At 63.3% G+C, this 18,964-nt stretch carries 16 protein-coding genes; 13 read left to right on the top strand and 3 right to left on the bottom strand.

Annotated features, from left to right (window positions below; all coding sequences use genetic code 11):
- The first annotated feature begins 137 nt into the window (after positions 1-137).
- The 8 genes from tolQ (at position 138) to ftsH (ending at position 9,367) form a co-directional block, all read left to right on the top strand.
- Complete coding sequence (gene tolQ / locus MAFF_RS16325) at positions 138-848, top strand: protein TolQ (RefSeq protein WP_010912029.1); 711 nt, start codon at positions 138-140, stop codon at positions 846-848.
- A 10-nt stretch (positions 849-858) separates the two neighbouring features.
- On the top strand, positions 859-1,311 hold the full coding sequence (tolR, locus tag MAFF_RS16320; protein WP_027047494.1) for a protein TolR: 453 nt from the start codon (positions 859-861) through the stop codon (positions 1,309-1,311).
- 7 nt (positions 1,312-1,318) lie between these two features.
- Entirely contained in the window at positions 1,319-2,476 is a 1,158-nt protein-coding gene (locus MAFF_RS16315) for a cell envelope integrity protein TolA (RefSeq protein ID WP_010912027.1), read from the top strand.
- Positions 2,477-2,518: 42 nt separating this feature from the next.
- Entirely contained in the window at positions 2,519-3,829 is a 1,311-nt protein-coding gene (gene tolB / locus MAFF_RS16310) for a Tol-Pal system beta propeller repeat protein TolB (RefSeq protein WP_010912026.1), read from the top strand.
- A gap of 234 nt (positions 3,830-4,063) precedes the next feature.
- Entirely contained in the window at positions 4,064-4,570 is a 507-nt protein-coding gene (pal, locus tag MAFF_RS16305; protein ID WP_010912025.1) for a peptidoglycan-associated lipoprotein Pal, read from the top strand.
- A 210-nt stretch (positions 4,571-4,780) separates the two neighbouring features.
- The gene (ybgF, locus tag MAFF_RS16300) at positions 4,781-5,893 is read left to right on the top strand and encodes a tol-pal system protein YbgF (protein WP_010912024.1); all 1,113 of its coding nucleotides are present in this window, start codon (positions 4,781-4,783) and stop codon (positions 5,891-5,893) included.
- Between the two features lie 58 nt (positions 5,894-5,951).
- On the top strand, positions 5,952-7,316 hold the full coding sequence (gene tilS / locus MAFF_RS16295; RefSeq protein ID WP_010912023.1) for a tRNA lysidine(34) synthetase TilS: 1,365 nt from the start codon (positions 5,952-5,954) through the stop codon (positions 7,314-7,316).
- Between the two features lie 122 nt (positions 7,317-7,438).
- Positions 7,439-9,367 carry an ATP-dependent zinc metalloprotease FtsH gene (gene ftsH / locus MAFF_RS16290; RefSeq protein ID WP_010912022.1) on the top strand — a complete coding sequence of 643 codons (1,929 nt, stop codon included), beginning with the start codon at positions 7,439-7,441 and terminating at the stop codon, positions 9,365-9,367.
- A gap of 86 nt (positions 9,368-9,453) precedes the next feature.
- Here the strand turns inward: ftsH and MAFF_RS16285 are convergent, their stop codons facing one another.
- Positions 9,454-9,912, bottom strand: a complete 459-nt coding sequence (locus tag MAFF_RS16285) for a hypothetical protein (protein WP_010912021.1) — start codon at positions 9,910-9,912, stop codon at positions 9,454-9,456.
- A gap of 299 nt (positions 9,913-10,211) precedes the next feature.
- Positions 10,212-11,078 carry a hypothetical protein gene (locus tag MAFF_RS16280; RefSeq protein ID WP_010912020.1) on the bottom strand — a complete coding sequence of 289 codons (867 nt, stop codon included), beginning with the start codon at positions 11,076-11,078 and terminating at the stop codon, positions 10,212-10,214.
- Positions 11,079-11,445: 367 nt separating this feature from the next.
- Here MAFF_RS16280 and glmM point away from each other — a divergent pair, with 367 nt between their 5' ends.
- From glmM to serA, 5 genes are all read left to right on the top strand, one after another.
- The gene (gene glmM, locus MAFF_RS16275) at positions 11,446-12,798 is read left to right on the top strand and encodes a phosphoglucosamine mutase (RefSeq protein WP_010912019.1); all 1,353 of its coding nucleotides are present in this window, start codon (positions 11,446-11,448) and stop codon (positions 12,796-12,798) included.
- Between the two features lie 248 nt (positions 12,799-13,046).
- On the top strand, positions 13,047-13,880 hold the full coding sequence (locus MAFF_RS16270; RefSeq protein WP_010912018.1) for an outer membrane protein: 834 nt from the start codon (positions 13,047-13,049) through the stop codon (positions 13,878-13,880).
- Between the two features lie 241 nt (positions 13,881-14,121).
- A complete protein-coding gene (locus tag MAFF_RS16265) occupies positions 14,122-14,895 on the top strand; it encodes an outer membrane protein (protein ID WP_010912017.1) in 774 nt (257 codons plus the stop codon).
- Between the two features lie 201 nt (positions 14,896-15,096).
- Positions 15,097-16,272: a phosphoserine transaminase gene (locus tag MAFF_RS16260; RefSeq protein ID WP_010912016.1), complete on the top strand. Its 1,176-nt coding sequence runs from the start codon at positions 15,097-15,099 to the stop codon at positions 16,270-16,272.
- 63 nt (positions 16,273-16,335) lie between these two features.
- A complete protein-coding gene (serA, locus tag MAFF_RS16255) occupies positions 16,336-17,937 on the top strand; it encodes a phosphoglycerate dehydrogenase (protein ID WP_010912015.1) in 1,602 nt (533 codons plus the stop codon).
- 54 nt (positions 17,938-17,991) lie between these two features.
- Here the strand turns inward: serA and MAFF_RS16250 are convergent, their stop codons facing one another.
- Positions 17,992-18,903, bottom strand: a complete 912-nt coding sequence (locus MAFF_RS16250; protein ID WP_010912014.1) for a DMT family transporter — start codon at positions 18,901-18,903, stop codon at positions 17,992-17,994.
- Positions 18,904-18,964 lie beyond the last annotated feature (61 nt).

Below are 18,964 nucleotides of genomic sequence, written 5' to 3'. Positions count from 1 at the left end.
CTTCCTTTCACCAATATTTGCCCTGAAAAGGCCGCTAACGGCACGGTTTGGGGCGTCCGGTAGCTTCGTGCGAACCGACCACAAGGGATGCCAGGGGCCAGCTGCCAGCTTCGCCCGGAAATCTTAAGGACGTAACGATGGAAAATATCGCACTCGCCGATCCGGGCGCGCAATTGTCGATTTGGGCGCTGTTCATGCAGGCCAGCTGGGTGGTCAAGCTGGTCATGATCGGGCTGCTCTGCGCCTCGGTCTGGACCTGGGCGATCATCATCGACAAGCTGGTTGCCTATGGCCGCATGCGGCTAGCGCTGAACCGCTTCGAGCAGGTCTTCTGGTCCGGGCAGTCGCTGGAAGAGCTCTACCGCACGCTCGCCGACCGCAAGACATCAGGCATGGGCGCCATTTTCGTCGCCGCCATGCGCGAGTGGAAGAAGAGCTTCGAGAAGGGCGCCAAGACGCCGCTCGGGCTGCAGACCCGCATCGACAAGGCGATGGACCTGGCGCTGACCCGCGAGATGGAGAAGCTGGAGGGCCGCCTCGGCTTTCTCGCCACCACGGGCTCGGCGGCGCCGTTCATCGGTCTGTTCGGGACGGTCATCGGCATCATGACCTCGTTCCAGGCCATTGCCGGCTCCAAGAACACTAGTCTCGCGGTTGTCGCGCCCGGCATCGCCGAGGCGCTGCTGGCGACGGCCATCGGCCTGCTCGCCGCCATCCCGGCCGTCATTGCCTACAACAAGCTGTCATCGGATGCGAGCAAGCTCGCGGTGCGCATGGAAGGGTTCTCCGACGAGTTCTCCGCCATACTCTCGCGCCAAATCGATGAAAAAGTCGCGCCGAAGGCCTGAGGAGTAGCTGATGGGTATGTCCGTAGGCATGGCGGGACGCGGCGGGCGCGGCCACAGGCGGCGCGGCCGTCATCATGGGCTGATGTCGGAAATCAACGTCACGCCAATGGTCGACGTCATGCTGGTGCTGCTGATCATCTTCATGGTCGCGGCACCGATGCTGACGGTCGGCGTACCGATCGACCTGCCCGACACGCAGGCCAAGGCGATGAATGCCGACACGCAGCCGATCACCGTCTCGATCAACGCCGCCGGCCAAATCTATCTCCAGGAAACCGAGATCCCGATCGAGGAATTGGTGGCCAAGCTGCAGGCGATCTCGAAGACCGGTTATGAGGAGCGCATCTTCATCCGTGGTGACAAGTCCACCGACTATGGCACGGCGATGAAGGTGATGGCCCGCATTTCAGCCGCCGGCTACAAGAATATCGGCCTGGTTTCGTTGCAGGAACAGGATCAATAGACGCGAGATGAAAACCGGCCTCACCACATCGGTGATCTTGCACACGGCGGTGCTGGCCTTCGGCCTGTTCACCCTGTCGGCGCCGGCCGCGCTCCCGTCCGCTGATGTCGAGTCGGTCGCGGTCGATATCGTGCCGATGGAAGCCATCGCGCAGACGCTGCAGGGCGACAAGAAGGCCGTGATGCATGAAAAACCGGCGCCACTGCCGACGCAGCGCCCGGACATCGTGCCGGCGTCGCAGAAGGTCGGCGAAAACAGCGTCGATACCGACAAGCCGATAACGCCGGAAGCCAAGCCGAAGCCCGTCGACATGACCTCGGCCCCGCCACCCGCGCCGACCCCCAAAGAGACGCCGAAGACCGAGGACGTACCGAAGCCGCAGGAAAAGCCGAAGCCCATTCCGGCGACGGAAGTGGCGCCTGCGCCGACGCCCAAGGAAGAGGTCAAGCCCGAGCCGGTCAAGCAGACCGAGCCGAAGCCGACGCCGGCCAAGCCGGCGCCGACCCCGCCGCCGCAGGACAAGACCGCCGCTATCGATCCGACGCCCGAGGTCAAGCCGGATGCCGTCGCCGAGGCCATAGCCAAGGATCCGCCGGCCGAAGAGACGCAATTGCCGAGCTCGGCGCCCGCGCCGGAAGCACGGCCGAAGCCGCAGCCGGCGCAGGCCGAAAGCGCCAAGGCGCCGGAACGCAAGGATGCCGAGAAGCCGGTGAAGGAAGCGTCGTCGAAGCCGAAGTCCGACGACAAGCAGTTCAACGCCAACGAGATCTCGGCGCTGCTCGACAAGCAGAAGCCGTCCGGCGGCGGCGCCAAGCGTTCGACGCAGCAGGCCTCGCTCGGCGGCGATAAGGATCAGGGCCAGAAACTGTCGAAGTCGGAGCAGGGCGCTCTGGAAAGCCAGTTGGGTGGGTGCTGGACGCTGCCGGTTGGCCTGGAGGGCTCGGAGAACTTCGTCGTCGTCGTGCGCTTCAACCTGGACAATTCCGGCAAGCTCGATGGCCGCCCGTCCGTCGAAAAGTCGAGCGGTAACCGGCAGTTCGATGAAAGCGCGGTTCGCGCGGTTCAGAAATGCGACGTGGCCGGCCTGCAGGTTCCTGCCGGCAAGCAGGACATCTGGAACGACATCCGGGTCACTTTCGATCCAAGGGAGATGCTTGGCCTCTAGGCCTGGCGCCCACCCAAATCAAAAGAAGAGAAGCGAGAAGATATGAGATCCTTCCTCAAGCCGCTCCTGACGATTGCAGCCATGGCGCTGGGCATGACGGCCGTAATCCCCATGCCGGCATGGGCGCTCGTCGAGCTCAACGTCAACAAGGGCAATGTCGAGCCGCTGCCAATCGCCATCACGGATTTCCAGGGCGGCGATGCGCTTGGCGCGCAGATTTCCCAGATCGTCACGGCTGACCTGAAACGCTCCGGCCTGTTCGCGCCGATCGACAAGAGCGCCTTCATCGAGAAGATCTCGAACCCGGATGCCGCCCCCCGCTTCGACGACTGGAAGGTGATTAACGCGCAGGCGCTGGTCACCGGCAGCGTCAGCAAGGAAGCTGACGGCCGCATCCGTGCGCAGTACCGGCTTTGGGATACTTTTGCCGGCCAGCAGATGTCGGGTGAGCAGTTCTTCGCCAACGACGCCAACCAGCGCCGCGTCGCCCACATCATCGCCGACGCCATCTATGAGCGGCTGACCGGTGAGAAGGGCTATTTCGACACGCGCGTGGTGTTCATCGACGAGTCCGGCGCCAAGAATGCGCGCAAGAAGCGCCTGGCTATCATGGACCAGGATGGCGCCAACGTCCGCTATCTCTCGGACGGACGCTCGATCGTGCTGACGCCGCGTTTCTCGCCGAACCGGCAGGAAATCACCTACATGTCCTATGAGAGCGGCCAGCCGCGGGTCTATCTCCTGCAGATCGAGACCGGGCAGCGCGAACTGGTCGGCAATTTCCCCGGCATGACCTTTGCACCGCGCTTCTCGCCCGACGGCCAGAAGGTGATCATGAGCCTGCTGCGCGACGACGGCAATTCCAACATCTTCGCCATGGACCTGCGCAGCCGCTCGACGACGCGGCTGACCAACTCGACCGCCATCGACACCTCGCCCTCCTATTCGCCCGACGGCAGCAAGGTGGTGTTCACCTCCGACCGCGGCGGTCGCGCGCAGATCTATGTCATGGGCGCCGACGGCTCGGGCCAGACCCGCATCTCCTTCGGCGACGGCGTCTATTCGACGCCGGTGTGGTCGCCGCGCGGCGACCTCATCGCCTTCACCAAGCAGACCGGCGGCGAATTCCAGATCGGTGTCATGAAGACCGACGGTTCCGGCGAGCGCATCCTGTCGTCCGGTTTCCAGCAGGAAGGACCAACCTGGGCGCCGAACGGCCGCGTGCTGATGTTCTTCCGCGACTCCAATGGCGGGCCGAAACTGGTTTCGGTCGACCTAACCGGCCGCAACGAGCAGCCGATCCCGACGGCGAACTTCGCGTCGGATCCCGCTTGGTCGCCCTTGTTGGAATAGCGTCGGCCGAATTGCCACACATGCTGAAAAGGGGCCGTTTCGGCCCCTTTTCCACGCCTTCGTCGCGTTTTGGCCGCATTTCCGCCTAGGGTCCGCGCCAACTGTGACCCCGATCAAAAGGTTGCGGACGGGCAGCCTAAACCAAATTTTAACCGTGTTTCTTGAATGCCGGTTAACCCAAACGTGGTTACTGGGTGATCAACGAAATCACTCGAAATGCGAAGGAGAGGCGGCATGGGCCGTATCGCAGCACTTACCAGAAACCCGGTCATGATCGCGCTGGTGGCGATGCTCGCCATCGCCGGTTGCGCTTCGAAGAAGACGCCGAACAACGCCGCCGACCTCGGCCTCAACGGCGCCGGTGCGGCAACGCCCGGCTCGGCGCAGGACTTCACCGTCAACATTGGCGACCGCATCTTCTTCGATACGGACTCGTCCTCGATCCGCGCCGACGCGCAGACCACACTCGCTCGCCAGGCGCAGTGGCTGAACCAGTACAAGCAGTACGCCATCGTCGTCGAAGGTCACGCCGACGAGCGCGGCACGCGCGAATACAATCTGGCGCTCGGCGCCCGCCGCGCTGCCGCCGCCCGCGACTTCCTGGTTTCCAAAGGTGTCGCTTCCAGCCGTCTGAAGACCATTTCATACGGCAAGGAACGTCCGGTCGCGGTCTGCGACGACATCTCCTGCTGGTCGCAGAATCGCCGCGCCGTCACCACGCTCAGCGGCGCCGGTTCCTGAGTTGCCCGCGTCGGGAGACGCGAGCGCGCCGACTGGCAAAAATGCAACACAGCTTCGCGAAAGGCGGCCTTCGGGCCGCCTTTTTCATATCCGGGTGCCCGAAACAAAATTTGGCCGAAGTCTCGCGTCCTGCTATGAGCCGAGGGCGCTTGGCTGGTCCCATCCTGATTGGAAGGCGCGAACAGACTAACGACACACGGCGAGAGGCACATGCATTTGAGATCGGTTCTGAGCGGCACGCTTGCGGCGCTGCTCCTATCAGGCTTCACCGCCCTGGCAAGCGGCCCGGGGGCAAGCGGCCCAGGGCAGTCAACCGACAGCGGCTTTTCCTTCCATCTGCCGAGCCTCGAACTGCCGAGCCTCTTCGGCGACAAGAAGAAACCCGACCAGGTCCAGTTCGCGCAGCAGTCGAACGGCGCCGGCGCCACCGGGCTCGAGGACCAGCTGCGCCAGATGAACGGCAAGATCGAAGAGCTCAATTTCCAGATCCTGCAGATGCAGGAACAGATGCGCAAGCAGCAGGAAGACAACGAGTTCCGCTTCCAGCAGCTTGAAGGCGGCGCGCAAGGCGGACAGCCTCCGGCGCCGAAGAAATCCGACGCCACCACCAACACCAACACCGACGTGGCGGCGGCCCCGGCAACCCAGGCTCCGGCTGATGCCGGCGCCGCGCCTGGCGGCAATCAGTCCGCGGGCGGCAAGACAGTCGAGGACGTCATCGTCGAATCGCCCGAAGGCGACCCCGGCAAGGTGATTCCCGGCACGGGAGCTCCGGAAAAGACCTTCGGTTCCATCACTGTCGACAAGAACGGCAATGTGATCGATGCCGGCGGCAACACCCAGTCGACTGCGCCGACGCAAGACGCGGCCCCAGCCACCAAGGCCCCGGCCAAGGCCGGCAAGTCCAACGGCACGATCGTCGCGGCGCTGCCCTCCACCAACGACCCGGAAGAGCTTTACCGCAATTCCTATCAGTTCATCCTGTCGGGCGACTACGGCACCGCCGAACAGGGTTTTCGCGATCATATCTCCCGCTTCCCGCGTGATGCGAAGGCGGCGGACGCCCATTACTGGCTGGGTGAATCGCTGCTTGGCCAGCAGAAATACCGCGACGCGGCCGAGGTCTTCCTCGCCGCCAGCAAGGACTACCCGAAGGCCAAGAAGGCACCCGACATGCTGTTGAAGCTCGGCGTGTCGCTGGTCGGCCTCAAGCAGCACGACGTCGCCTGCGCCACCTTCAGCGAAGTCGGCAAGCGCTACCCCGACATCTCCAGTGCACTCAAGGAACGCGTCAAGCAGGAGAAGGCCCTGGCTGCGTGCTGATTTTTCCCAGGCATGTCTTTGTCCCAGGACCGCGACCACTTTCGGACGACATGCGTTGATGCTCGACACCGAGCCTGACCTTTCGACCAGACTTTTTTCGCATATCGATTTTACCCACGGCGCCGTTGCGGCCGTGTCCGGCGGGAGCGACTCGACCGCCCTGCTTCTCCTTCTCAAGCACCATTTCGACCGAACCGGATCGTCCGCGAAGCTGCTGGCGGTGACAATCGACCATGGATTGCGTCAGGGTTCGGCAGCCGAGGCGCAAGCCGTGGCGAAGCTGTGCGCGGAGCGCGGCATTGCCCACCGCACCTTGACGTGGACCGGGCGCAAGCCATCGACCGGCCTGCCGGCGGCGGCGCGGGACGCGCGCTACCATCTGCTGGCCGAGGCGGCGCGCGCGGAAGGCATCGGCCTGATCGTCACCGGTCATACCGCCGACGACCAAGCCGAGACGGTGTTGATGCGGCATGCACGGGACCGGGAGCTTGCCGACCTGGCGGGTCGTGGGCTTGCCGGTATGGCACCGGCCACCCTCTATGATTGGCGCGAGTGGATCGTTCGGCCGCTTCTGGGCACGCGGCGCTCGGCGCTTCGCGATTTCCTGCGGCGCGAACATGTCGGCTGGGCCGAGGACCCGACCAATATCGACGAAGCCTTCGAACGGCCGCGCGTACGCGCGGCACTTGCCGGCGAAAGTGCCGGGCACATGGAGAATACGCTGCGGCTCGCCGGCCAGGCGGCCGTCGAGCGCGGGCAGCTTGGCGCCAGCGCCGCCAATCTGATCCGTCGCATTGCCAGCCAGCCGAGCACGGGCCTCATCCGGCTCGATCCTGCTCTGCTGATCGCGGACGACCAGGCGGCCATCTATGCGTTGCGCATCTTGCTGGCCACCGCCGGAGGCGCTGCCTTCCTGCCGGACCAGGCGCGCAGCGCGGCGCTGTTCGTCCGGCTGAAGGCCGGATTTCTTTGCGCCACATTGTCGCGGACGGTGGTCGATTTCCGGCACGCCGGTCTCTTCCTGCGCCGCGAGGCGCGGGGTTTGCCGCCCGCCGCCACCGCTGTCGACAACACCATCTGGGACGGCCGCCGCCACATCACGTTGAACGACATGTCCGGCGCATTATTGATCGCCCCGTTGGGTGCGGCAGCAGCGAGGCGGCTGGCGATCGATGATGGAGAAACCCCGGCAAGCCTGATACGCGCCGCACTGGCCGCGGAACCGACATTGCTGCAAGCCTTTGAAAACCTTGGTTTGCCGCAGGGCGAGCCGCGCTTACCGGTGTTCGCGGCGCGACCGGTCGTGTCGCCTTTTGCCCGCTTCCTGCCGTCCTTCGATCTGGCGCCGGCGCGGGCCGTCGCCGAACTGATCGGCGCGTCACCGCTTCCCGCTTCGCCATTGGGCGGCCACAGTGCCGATTGATGGTGGTCGAAAGCTTAACCCACACATGCTGTTCTGCTTGGCAAGGGGAGACGCTCTCCCTATGTTAGGCCCAAGTTTCCTCTCATGATGCTGTCCGTGCGCGGACGCCAACGGGACAATTGATGAATCCGAACTATCGCAACCTCGCGCTCTGGGCGATCATAGCGGTCCTGCTCATCGCTCTCTTCAATCTGTTCCAGACGCCGCAGACGCGCGGGGCTTCGAGCGATGTGCCTTATTCGCAATTCCTGCAGGATGTCGCGGCCGGCCGGGTCAAGACGGTGACCATTGCGGGCGCCCGCATCACCGGCACCTACACCGACAATTCCACCGGCTTCCAGACCTATTCGCCCGGCGATCCCCAGCTGGTCTCGCGGCTGCAGGACAAGAACGTCACCATCAATGCGCGGCCCGAGGCCGACGGTTCCAATTCGCTGTTTGGCTACCTGATCTCCTGGCTGCCGATGATCCTGATCCTCGGCGTCTGGATATTCTTCATGCGCCAGATGCAGTCTGGATCCGGGCGCGCCATGGGTTTTGGCAAGTCGAAGGCCAAGCTTCTGACGGAGGCGCATGGCCGCGTCACCTTCCAGGACGTCGCCGGCGTCGACGAAGCCAAGGAAGATTTGGAAGAGATCGTCGAGTTCCTGCGCGATCCCCAGAAGTTCCAGCGGCTCGGCGGCAAGATCCCGCGCGGCGTGCTTTTGGTCGGCCCTCCCGGTACCGGCAAGACGCTGCTTGCCCGCTCGGTCGCCGGCGAGGCCAACGTGCCGTTCTTCACCATTTCGGGTTCGGACTTCGTCGAGATGTTCGTCGGCGTCGGTGCATCCCGCGTGCGTGACATGTTCGACCAGGCCAAGAAGAACGCGCCCTGCATCATCTTCATCGACGAAATCGACGCGGTCGGGCGCCATCGTGGCGCCGGCCTCGGCGGTGGCAATGACGAGCGCGAGCAGACGCTGAACCAGCTGCTGGTCGAGATGGACGGCTTCGAATCCAACGAAAGCATCATCTTGATCGCCGCCACCAACCGTCCCGACGTGCTCGATCCGGCGCTGCTCAGACCGGGCCGTTTCGACCGCCAGGTCGTGGTGCCGAACCCCGACATCGTCGGCCGCGAGAAGATCCTCAAGGTGCATGTGCGCAACGTGCCGCTGGCGCCCAATGTCGACCTCAAGGTGGTCGCGCGCGGCACGCCGGGCTTCTCCGGCGCCGACCTGATGAACCTGGTCAACGAATCGGCGCTGATGGCGGCGCGGCGCAACAAGCGCCTCGTCACCATGGCCGAGTTCGAGGACGCCAAGGACAAGATCATGATGGGTGCCGAGCGCCGCTCGTCGGCCATGACCCAGGCCGAGAAGGAGCTGACCGCCTATCACGAGGCCGGTCACGCCATACTGGCGCTCAACGTGCCGTCGGCCGACCCGCTGCACAAGGCCACCATCATCCCGCGTGGCCGCGCGCTCGGCATGGTGATGCAGTTGCCGGAAGGCGACCGCTATTCGATGAGCTACAAATACATGATCTCGCGCCTCGCCATCATGATGGGCGGCCGCGTGGCCGAGGAGTTCAAGTTCGGCAAGGAGAACATCACCTCGGGCGCTTCCTCGGATATCGAACAGGCGACCAAGCTGGCGCGTGCCATGGTCACGCGCTGGGGCTTCTCCGACAAGCTCGGCCATGTCGCCTATGGCGACAACCAGGAGGAAGTGTTCCTCGGTCATTCGGTGGCGCGCACGCAGAACATCTCGGAGGAGACCGCGCAGATCATCGACGCCGAAGTGCGCCGCCTGATCGACGAGGCTTATTCGACGGCGAAATCCATCTTGACCAAGAAGAAGAAGGAATGGATCGCGCTGGCGCAGGGGCTGCTCGAATACGAGACGCTGTCGGGCGACGAGATCAAGCAATTGATCGCCGGCGAAAAGCCCGCGCGCGACCTCGGCGACGACACGCCGCCCAGCCGCGGCTCGGCCGTGCCGAAGTCCGGCGGCCGCCGCAAGAAAGGCCCCGAGCCCGAAGGCGGCATGGAGCCACAGCCGTCGAGTTGAGCCAGGGCGGACAGCAGATCCTCGGGACAAGCCCGAGGATCACAGCTCAGCGTCTGCGTGACCGCTTTGTCCGCCGTATTCGATTTTTATGATTCAGCTTTCAGCCGCGCATTGCACAGGCTGTAATAACCGCCGCCCTTCTGGATCCAGCGAAGGCCGTTCAACGTACCCGCCTCCTTGTTGCCGTGATAACCCTGCAGGCAGGTCTTCATCCGCGCCTTCGCGGGCTTTTCGGTCTTGAACTCGGCGGCGAGGGTGGTTGGGAATGTCACGCCTGCCGGCGCTACAGTGGGGGCGACCGCCGCGTCGGTTTCCTTTTTCGGCTGCGGCGTGGTTTTAACGGTATCCCCGCTGACACTCTCCGCAGCGGGCGTCGCGCATTTCTCCTTGCGGAAAGCGGCCCAGTCCATGCCGTTCAGCGTGCCGCCTTCTTTGGCTGTCCGATAGGTCTCGCCGCATTCCTTCATCGTCAGTGCGCTTGCAGGGGCGACGCTCCAAGCAACCGATGCCGTCACAGCCAATACCGCTAATTTCAAATTGGGCATAAGATCCTCCGGGTTGATAACAAGTTAGACATCCTTTTGTATACTGTTTGTTCCTGATATGTTCAATTAGAATCTTTGGGAGCTAGCGATAAGCCCGGAGGTGGGCAGTGTGGGGCGAATTGATGCCGACGGCTCCCCGATAGATGCGAGCAAGGCCGCAGGCGTCGCGTCGTCGCGAGCAACAAAAGGCCCGCGTAGCAGATGCATCGCGGGCCTTTGCCTGTCCTTGTCAGACTTTCCGTCTAACTCAATTCGATCTCAACCGGCTCATGCCTCATCGATCCGGGGGAATGCGTAGCTTAGCCCTTCAGCTTGGCATTGCACAGGCTGTAGAAGCCGCCGCCCTTCTGGATCCACTTAAGGCCGCCAAGCGCGTTGGCGTCCTTGAGGGCATAATACTGGTCGAGGCAGGTGTGCATGCGGCCCTTTCCGGGGGTCTCGCTGGCATATTTCGGCGAGATCGCGGACGGGAAGGTGACGCCCTTGGGCGCAACCGTCGTCGGCTTTGCCGGCTCCTTGGTGTAATTTGCTTCGCTCGGAGCAGGCACGCTGTCGTCATCGGCGGCGGCGGCACCGCATTCGGCCTTGCGGAAGTCGTTCCACTTCTGGCCTTTCAGCGTGTTCGCCGTCTTCGCGGCCTGGTACTTGGCGCTGCACTCGGCCATGGTCAGACCCTTGCCTCCGGCGGGGGCCGCGGCTGCCTTGGTGGTTGCCGGCTTGGTGGTTGCCGGCTTGGTGGTGTCAGCGGCGGCGGATGCGCCGGCGGCGCATTCGGTCTTGCGGAAGTCGTTCCACTTCATGCCGTTCAGCGTGCCGGCGGCCTTCGCCGCCTGGTATTTGGCGCTGCATTCCTTGGACGTCAGGCCTTTCGCGGTGCTGTCGGCCGCCGCGGCGGCGGCCTTGGCCGGCTTGGTTTCGGTGGCCTTGGCCGGCTTCGTTTCGGCCGCCTTGGTCGTGGCCGGCTTGGTGTCCGTGGTGGCGGCGGCATCGGTGCCGCATTGTGCCTTGCGGAACTGGTTCCAGGTCTGGCCGGCCAGTGTCCCCGCATCCTTGGCGGCGTTATACTTCGTGCTGCACTCGGCCATCGTCAGTGCGTTGGCTGGCGCGGCCAGAAACAACGTCACTACGGCGAGGCCGGTCAAAGTGGCAAGTCGGTGGATGAGCATAGCGTTTCTCCGTTGCAGCAGCCCATTATACGTCCCAGCGAATCAATAACGCTCAACGGTCGGTTGCGCCAGATGCTAAGTGGCGTATATATCGCCCAAAGCTCGCTTCTCCCGATAAGGTGATGAAATCATTATTCCTTACCGGGTCAAAAACAAGATTTTCCGCGTGCATCCGCAGTGAATAGCTCGCAGAACTGGTATATTGCGGCGCCGCGGTGCGCCATGTCAGGATGCAGCCTTGTTGTGTGCGGTGCACAACAATGATTTTCTAAGGATTGGTAACATATAATCACACAATGTGATCATGGCGCGCTGGCCAATTGTGGCATGAGATGCCGGCAAAGAACCTTTAGGGAATTGAACTCGCATGGCAGGGAATTACTTCGGCACGGACGGCATCCGCGGGCGCGCCAACAAGTTTCCGATGACCGCGGAAATCGCCATGCGGGTCGGCATGGCCGCCGGCCTTTCGTTCCAGCGTGGCAGCCACCGCCACCGCGTCGTTCTCGGCAAGGACACCAGGCTTTCCGGCTACATGATCGAGAACGCGATGGTGGCGGGTCTCTGCGCCGCCGGCATGGACGTGTTCCTGCTCGGACCGATCCCGACGCCCGCCGTCGCCATGCTGGTGCGTTCACTGCGCGCCGATATCGGCGTCATGATCTCGGCTTCGCACAACCCCTATTACGACAACGGCATCAAGCTGTTCGGGCCGGACGGCTACAAGCTCTCGGACGAGATCGAAGAGCGCATCGAGAGCATGCTCGACAAGGATGTCGAACTGACACTCGCCGATTCCGACGGGCTTGGCCGCGCCAAGCGTGTTGATGGCGTGCATGACCGCTACATCGAGTTCGCCAAGCGTACATTGCCGCGCTCGATGTCGCTTTCGGGCCTCAGGATCGTCGTCGATTGCGCCAATGGCGCGGCCTACAAGGTGGCGCCCGAGGCGCTGTGGGAACTCGGCGCCGAGGTCGTCGCCATCAATATCGAACCCAACGGCTTCAACATCAACAAGGAATGCGGCTCGACCCATCCGGCCGGACTGCAGAAGAAGGTGCATGAAGTGCGCGCCGATATCGGCATCGCGCTTGACGGCGATGCAGACCGCGTCGTCATCGTCGACGAGAATGGCGCGATCGTCGACGGCGACCAAATCATGGCGATGATCGCCGAGTCCTGGCACCAGAGCGGACGGCTTGCCGGCGGCGGCGTGGTTTCGACGGTCATGTCCAATCTCGGCCTCGAACGCTTCCTCGGCGACATGAAGCTGCAATTGCACCGCACCAAGGTCGGCGACCGCTATGTCGTGGAGCATATGCGCGCGCATGGGCTCAATGTCGGCGGCGAACAGTCCGGCCACATCGTGCTGTCGGATTTCTCGACCACCGGCGACGGCCTAGTGTCGGCGCTGCAGGTGCTGGCCTGCATCAAGCGCCAGGGCCGCCCGGTCAGCGAACTGTCGAAGAAATTTGAGCCGGTGCCGCAACTCTTGAAGAATGTCCGTATCGCCGGCGGCAAGCCGCTCGAGGAAGCTCCGGTCAAGGCGGCGATCGAGGATGCGCGCAACCGTCTCGGCAAGGCCGGTCGTCTGGTCATCCGTCCGTCCGGCACCGAGCCGCTGATCCGTGTCATGGCGGAGGGCGACGATCCGCAACTGGTGGAGGCCGTCGTCAACGACATTGTCGAGGTCATTTCGGAGACCCGCAGCGCCGCCTGACCTCCCGCCGTGCCTCAGGGCGTCACGTCGCTCCTGTCGCATCCAGCCCGCCCCTCCGGCGGGCTTTTTGCTGGCCGGAACCGGCCTTCTTATTTGTCGAAATCATGCCCGGATTCCTCGAATTTTAGAGATTCGTGGTTAATCGACAGGGTTAAACGCCTTTTAACTTTTCCAATTCATTATCCACGCCTGAAAGCCAATCTCGTTCGGGCGCGATCGCGTGCCGAGGGTTCCTAGGGGTGACAAGCATGTTCAATACAGCAAGAAAGGCCCTGCTCGCGTTGCTGTTCGCGGGCCTGGCCTCGCCAGTGTTCGCGGCCGACCTGCCTGAGCCGCAGGTCGAAGAGGCGCCGCCGCCGGTCTACGAACAGCCGGTCGACGTCGGCGGCTGGTATATCCGTGGCGACATCGACTATCACAAGTCCGATGTGCGCGGCATCGACTACATGACCTACGGCATCGATCCCTGTAATTGTACGGTCATACCGGGCGGCAAGAGTTTCGACTACGGCAAGCTCAAGGGCGGCTTCTCGCTCGGCGGCGGTGTCGGGTACAAGATCAACGATCGTCTGCGTGCGGACGTGACCGCCGACTACTGGTTCAAGTCGAACTTCAACGGCGGTACATCGGATCTCGTCTCGACGTCGACCGAAGTGTCGAAGATGAGCGCCCTGTTGCTGCTGGCCAATGCCTATGTCGATATCGGCACCTGGCACGGCATCACGCCTTATGTCGGCGCCGGTATCGGCGGCGCACGCGTCAAGTGGGATACCGTCTACGACCCCAACACCGCCGAGACCAATCCCGGAGCATCCAACTGGCGCTTTGCTTACGCTCTGATGGCCGGTGCTTCCTACTGCTTGACCGATAAGATCATCCTCGATGCGGGCTATCGTTTCTCCCATATCCAGGGCGGCCGCATGTTCGAATGGGATGCGAGCAGCGCCGGCCCGGGTTTCGACCGGGGCATCAACACCCACGAGGTGCGCGGCGGCCTGCGCTATCAGTTCGGTGGCAACAATGGGTGCGCGGCACCGGTGGTGGCCTATCAGCCCGAACCTGAGCCGATCTACACCAAATAAGAACTTTACGGCCTCGAATATAAGCGAACCGCCCGGCTTGCCCGGGCGGTTTTCGTTTGCGCTGTCGCCAACGAAGTGTCTGGAAGGAAGGTCAATTCAGGGCGTCATGCATTAGCTGAAATCAATTCGCTAACGCTCTATTAGCCTTAACCGTGACTTAACCACTATGGTTAACAATGCTTCCTGAAACGATGGCTGCCGTGTTGATCGCAGGTGTCGTCAAATCCGGGAGTCGGGGACCATGACACTCACATCGCGTATTGTGCTGGCGCTTGCCGGACTCGGCCTCTTGCCGCTGACACCGGCAGTCGCCGCCGACTACGATCCGCCGATCTACGCCGACCAGGCTCCCGACTATGTGCCGGTCGAGGTCGGCTCCGGCTGGTATCTGCGCGGCGACGTCTCCTATCTGGCGCAGAAGAGCTTCAAGAACGATGATTTCGCCTTCACGCCGGCGAGCTTCGACGAGAAAGAAGATCCGATCTTTGCCAGCATCGGCTTTGGCTATCATTTCAACGATTATCTGCGTGCCGATCTCAACCTCGGCTATCTGCCGGGCAACAAGATTGGCATTGGCTACGACGATTCACTGAGCGTCGTGCCGCCGGCAACCTCCACCGTCGCATCGGCGGACCTGAAGAATTACGCCTACTCGCTCATGCTCAACGCCTATGTCGACCTCGGCACTTATGTGGGGATCACCCCTTATCTGGGCGGCGGCGTCGGTATCGTACAGAGCACGCGCCGGCTCTCGGCCAACTATTTCACCAACAATGGCGACCCTACCGACGATTTCGTCCAGACAGACGACAAGACGAAGTATTCCTTGGCCTATACGCTGAATGCGGGCCTTGCCTACCAGGTGTCAAAGAACGTTTCGGTCGATCTGGGCTATCAGTATTTCTCCGCTCCGGACGCCGAGTATGTCACGGCTGCAAGCCTGACCTCCTTTCCGGTCCACAAGGGCATCAGCAATCACCAGATCAAGCTCGGGCTGCGCTACGATCTCTGGTAGGTCAGGGACCGGGCAAGACTTTAGCGGCGGATCCCAGTGGTCCGCCGTTCGCGTTTGAGATCACGCGATCCTGATCGCCGATCGCCGGTATCCCGGCAGCGACAAAAACTTTCCTCTTGACGCCCGAGGCCTGAACGCATATCGCCGTCCGTGGGCCACCCCTCCCCAACGAGGGGCCACTATCTGGAAGGATAGACCACGATGACGACGCATACGAAGCCCGGACTCCGTCCGGCAAATCCCAATTTCTCCTCAGGTCCTTGCGCAAAACGCCCCGGCTGGTCGGTCGAGGCGCTGAAGAATGCCGCGCTCGGCCGTTCCCATCGCGCCAAGATCGGCAAGACCAAGCTCGAACAGGCGATCGAGCTGACGCGCGAAATCCTCCAGGTTCCTGCGGACCACCGCATCGGCATCGTGCCGGCGTCGGACACGGGCGCCGTCGAGATGGCGCTGTGGTCGCTGCTCGGTGAGCGTGGTGTCGACATGGTCGCCTGGGAAAGTTTTGGCTCCGGCTGGGTCACCGACGTGGTCAAGCAGCTGAAGCTGCCCGACGTGCGCAAGCTCGAGGCCGGCTACGGCGAATTGCCGGATCTGGCCAAGATCGATTTCGACCGCGACGTGGTCTTCACCTGGAACGGCACGACCTCGGGCGTGCGCGTGCCGAACGGTGATTTCATTCCTGCCGACCGCAAGGGCCTGACCATCTGCGACGCCACTTCGGCCGCGTTCGCGCAAAGGCTCGATTTCGAAAAGCTCGATGTCGTCACTTTCTCCTGGCAGAAAGTGCTGGGCGGCGAGGGCGCGCATGGCATGCTGATCCTGTCGCCCCGCGCCGTTGCCCGGCTGGAGAGCTACAAGCCTGCATGGCCGCTGCCGAAAATCTTCCGCCTGACCTCCGGCGGCAAGCTGATCGAGGGCATCTTCAAGGGCGAGACCATCAACACGCCGTCGATGCTGTGCGTCGAGGATTATCTCGACGCGTTGCACTGGGCGAAGTCGATCGGCGGCCTCGATGTGCTGGTCGCCAGGGCGGATGCCAATGCTGCCGTGCTCGACGGGTTTGTCGACAAGTCCTCATGGCTCGGCCATCTCGCCGTCCAGCCGGCGACGCGGTCGAACACATCAGTCTGCTTGTCCTTCACCGATCCCGATGTGGCGGCGCTCGATGCCGACGGGCAGGCGACTTTCGCCAAGGGGCTGGTCTCGGCGCTCGACAAGGAAGGTGTCGCCTATGACATCGGCTCCTATCGCGACGCGCCTCCCGGCCTGCGTATCTGGTGTGGCGCGACGGTCGAGACCTCCGATCTCGAAACGCTGCTGCCCTGGCTCGATTGGGCCTTCGCCGCGCAAAAGGCGTCGCTGAAAGCGGCGGCCTGAGACTTTCCGTGGCGGCCCGCGGGCCGCCCATTCCCGGATCAATCCCATTTCAAGGAGGCCGCCATGGCGCCCCGCGTACTCGTCTCTGACAAACTCTCTCCCACCGCCGTGCAGATCTTCAAGGATCGCGGCGTCGAGGTCGACTATCTGCCCGACCTCGGCAAGGACAAGGAAAAGCTGCTCGAAGTGATCGACCAGTATGACGGCCTTGCCATCCGCTCGGCGACCAAAGTCACCGAAAAGCTGATCAACGCCGCCACCAGGCTCAAGGTCATCGGCCGCGCCGGCATCGGCGTCGACAATGTCGATATCCCGGCGGCGAGCCGCAAGGGTATCATCGTGATGAACACGCCCTTCGGCAATTCGATCACGACGGCCGAGCACGCCGTGGCGATGATCTTCGCGCTGGCGCGCCAGATCCCGGAAGCCAACGCCTCGACCCATGCCGGCAAGTGGGAGAAGAACCGCTTCATGGGTGTCGAGATCACCGGCAAGACGCTGGGCGTCATCGGCTGCGGCAATATCGGTTCGATCGTCGCCACACGCGGCGTCGGCCTGAAGATGCATGTCGTCGCCTTCGACCCGTTCCTGTCGGACAAGCGTGCCGAGGAGCTCGGCGTCGAGAAGGTCGAGCTCGATGAGCTGTTCGCGCGCGCGGACTTCATTACGTTGCACACGCCGCTGACCGACAAGACGCGCAACATCATCGATGCCGGGGCAATCGCCAAGATGAAGAACGGCGTGCGCATCATCAACTGCGCGCGTGGCGGGCTGATCGTCGAGGCCGACCTGATCGCGGCGCTGAAGAGCGGCAAGGTGGCGGGCGCCGGCATCGACGTGTTCGAGGTCGAGCCGGCCGAGCAGAACGCCTTGTTCGGCATGGAGAACGTGGTGGCGACGCCGCATCTCGGCGCCTCGACGGCGGAAGCGCAGGAGAATGTCGCGCTGCAGGTCGCCGAGCAGATGTCGGACTATCTGATCAAGGGCGCGGTCTCCAACGCCATCAACATGCCGTCGATCACGGCGGAAGAAGCGCCACGGCTGAAGCCCTTCGTCAAGCTCGCCGAAGTGCTCGGCGCCTTTGTCGGCCAGGTCACCGAGGATCCGATCATGGAGGTCGAGATCCTGTTCGACGGCTCGACCGCGACGATGAACACGCGCGCGCTGATCAGCGCGACGCTTGCCGGGCTGATCCGGCCGCAGGTCTCCGACGTCAACATGGTTTCGGCACCGATCATGGTGAAGGAGCGCGGCATCATTGTAGCCGAGGTCAAGCGCGACAAGTCGGGTGTGTTCGATGGCTACATCAAGCTGACGGTCAAGACCGAGCACAGGACGCGCTCGATCGCCGGCACTTGCTTCTCGGACGGCAAGCCGCGCTTCATCCAGATCAAGGGCATCAACCTCGACGCCGAGGTCGGTCAGCACATGCTCTACACCACCAATGCCGATGCGCCCGGTATCATCGGCCTGCTCGGCACAGTGTGCGGCGAGAATGGCGTCAACATCGCCAACTTCCAGCTTGGCCGCAACCGGCCGGGCGGCGACGCCATAGCGCTGCTCTATCTCGACGCGCCGTTCCCGGAAAAGGTGCTGGAGCAGGTGCGGGCGCACAAGTCGATCGACTCGGCCAAGCGGCTGCAGTTCGACGTCGGCGGGATCTGATCCGCCTTTTCGCCAGGATCGGAAGGCGCGGCGTTTGTCGCGCCTTCTTGCGGCTCAGCGCGCCCTGGCTGGCGGGGTCATCGCCATCTTGCGCCCGCTATGTTCGGCAAGCCCGATGCCGCCCAGCACGAGGACCAGCGCCAGCGCCTGATAGAGCTGGAACGTCTCGCCGACGATCAGCACCGAAAGCAGCGTGCCGAAGATCGGCACGAGATTGATGAACAGGCCGGCGCGGTTGGCGCCGATCAGTTCGTTGCCCCTGATGTAGGTTATCTGCGAGACGACCGAGGCGCCGATCGCGGTATAGACGATGACCGTCCAGCCGCGCGCGTCGGGCACGACCACGGTCCCTGCGGCGACCTCCCACAGCAAGAAGGGCAGTGAGGTGATGAGGGCGGCGATCGACATGGTCAGCATCAGGCTCTGCCAGCGCAGCGCCGGCTTCAGCCGCAGCCCGACCGAATAGCCGCTGTAGAGGACGACCGCCACCAGCATGATGGCGTCGCCGAAATTGAGCTCCAGCGTCAGCAGCCGGCGCGGATCGCCGTGGCAAGCGGTCAGGATCACGCCGGCAATGGTCAGCACGACGCCGGCGATCTGCGCCCAGTTCACGCGCAGCCGGAAGAAGACGAAATTGGCCGTCATGATCAGGATCGGCATCGCCGCCTGTTCGATCGAGACGTTGATCGCCGTCGTGTAGTTGAGTGCCGTGTAGAAGATCACGTTGAACAGCGTGAAGCCGCTGGCGCCGAGTGCCGCCAGAATGAGCCAGTGTCGGCGCACCACAGGCCAGTCCTGCTGGATCGAGCGCCAGCCGATCGGCAGCAGGATCGCCACCGCCAGCACCCAGCGCAGGAAGACCAGCATCATCGGCGAGACGTGATCGACCGCCAGCTTGCCGGCCACCGAATTGCCACCCCACAGCAAGGTGGTGAGCAGCAGCAATAAGTAGGCGTGTCGATGCATCGCGGGATTCCGGCCGCGACGGATGCGTTGCGGTGTTTGCCGGCCTATTGCCCCTCTCAGC

The sequence above is a fragment of the Mesorhizobium japonicum MAFF 303099 genome (assembly GCF_000009625.1).
GTDB lineage: Bacteria > Pseudomonadota > Alphaproteobacteria > Rhizobiales > Rhizobiaceae > Mesorhizobium > Mesorhizobium japonicum.
This window is presented reverse-complemented; position numbering and strand designations above follow the sequence as displayed.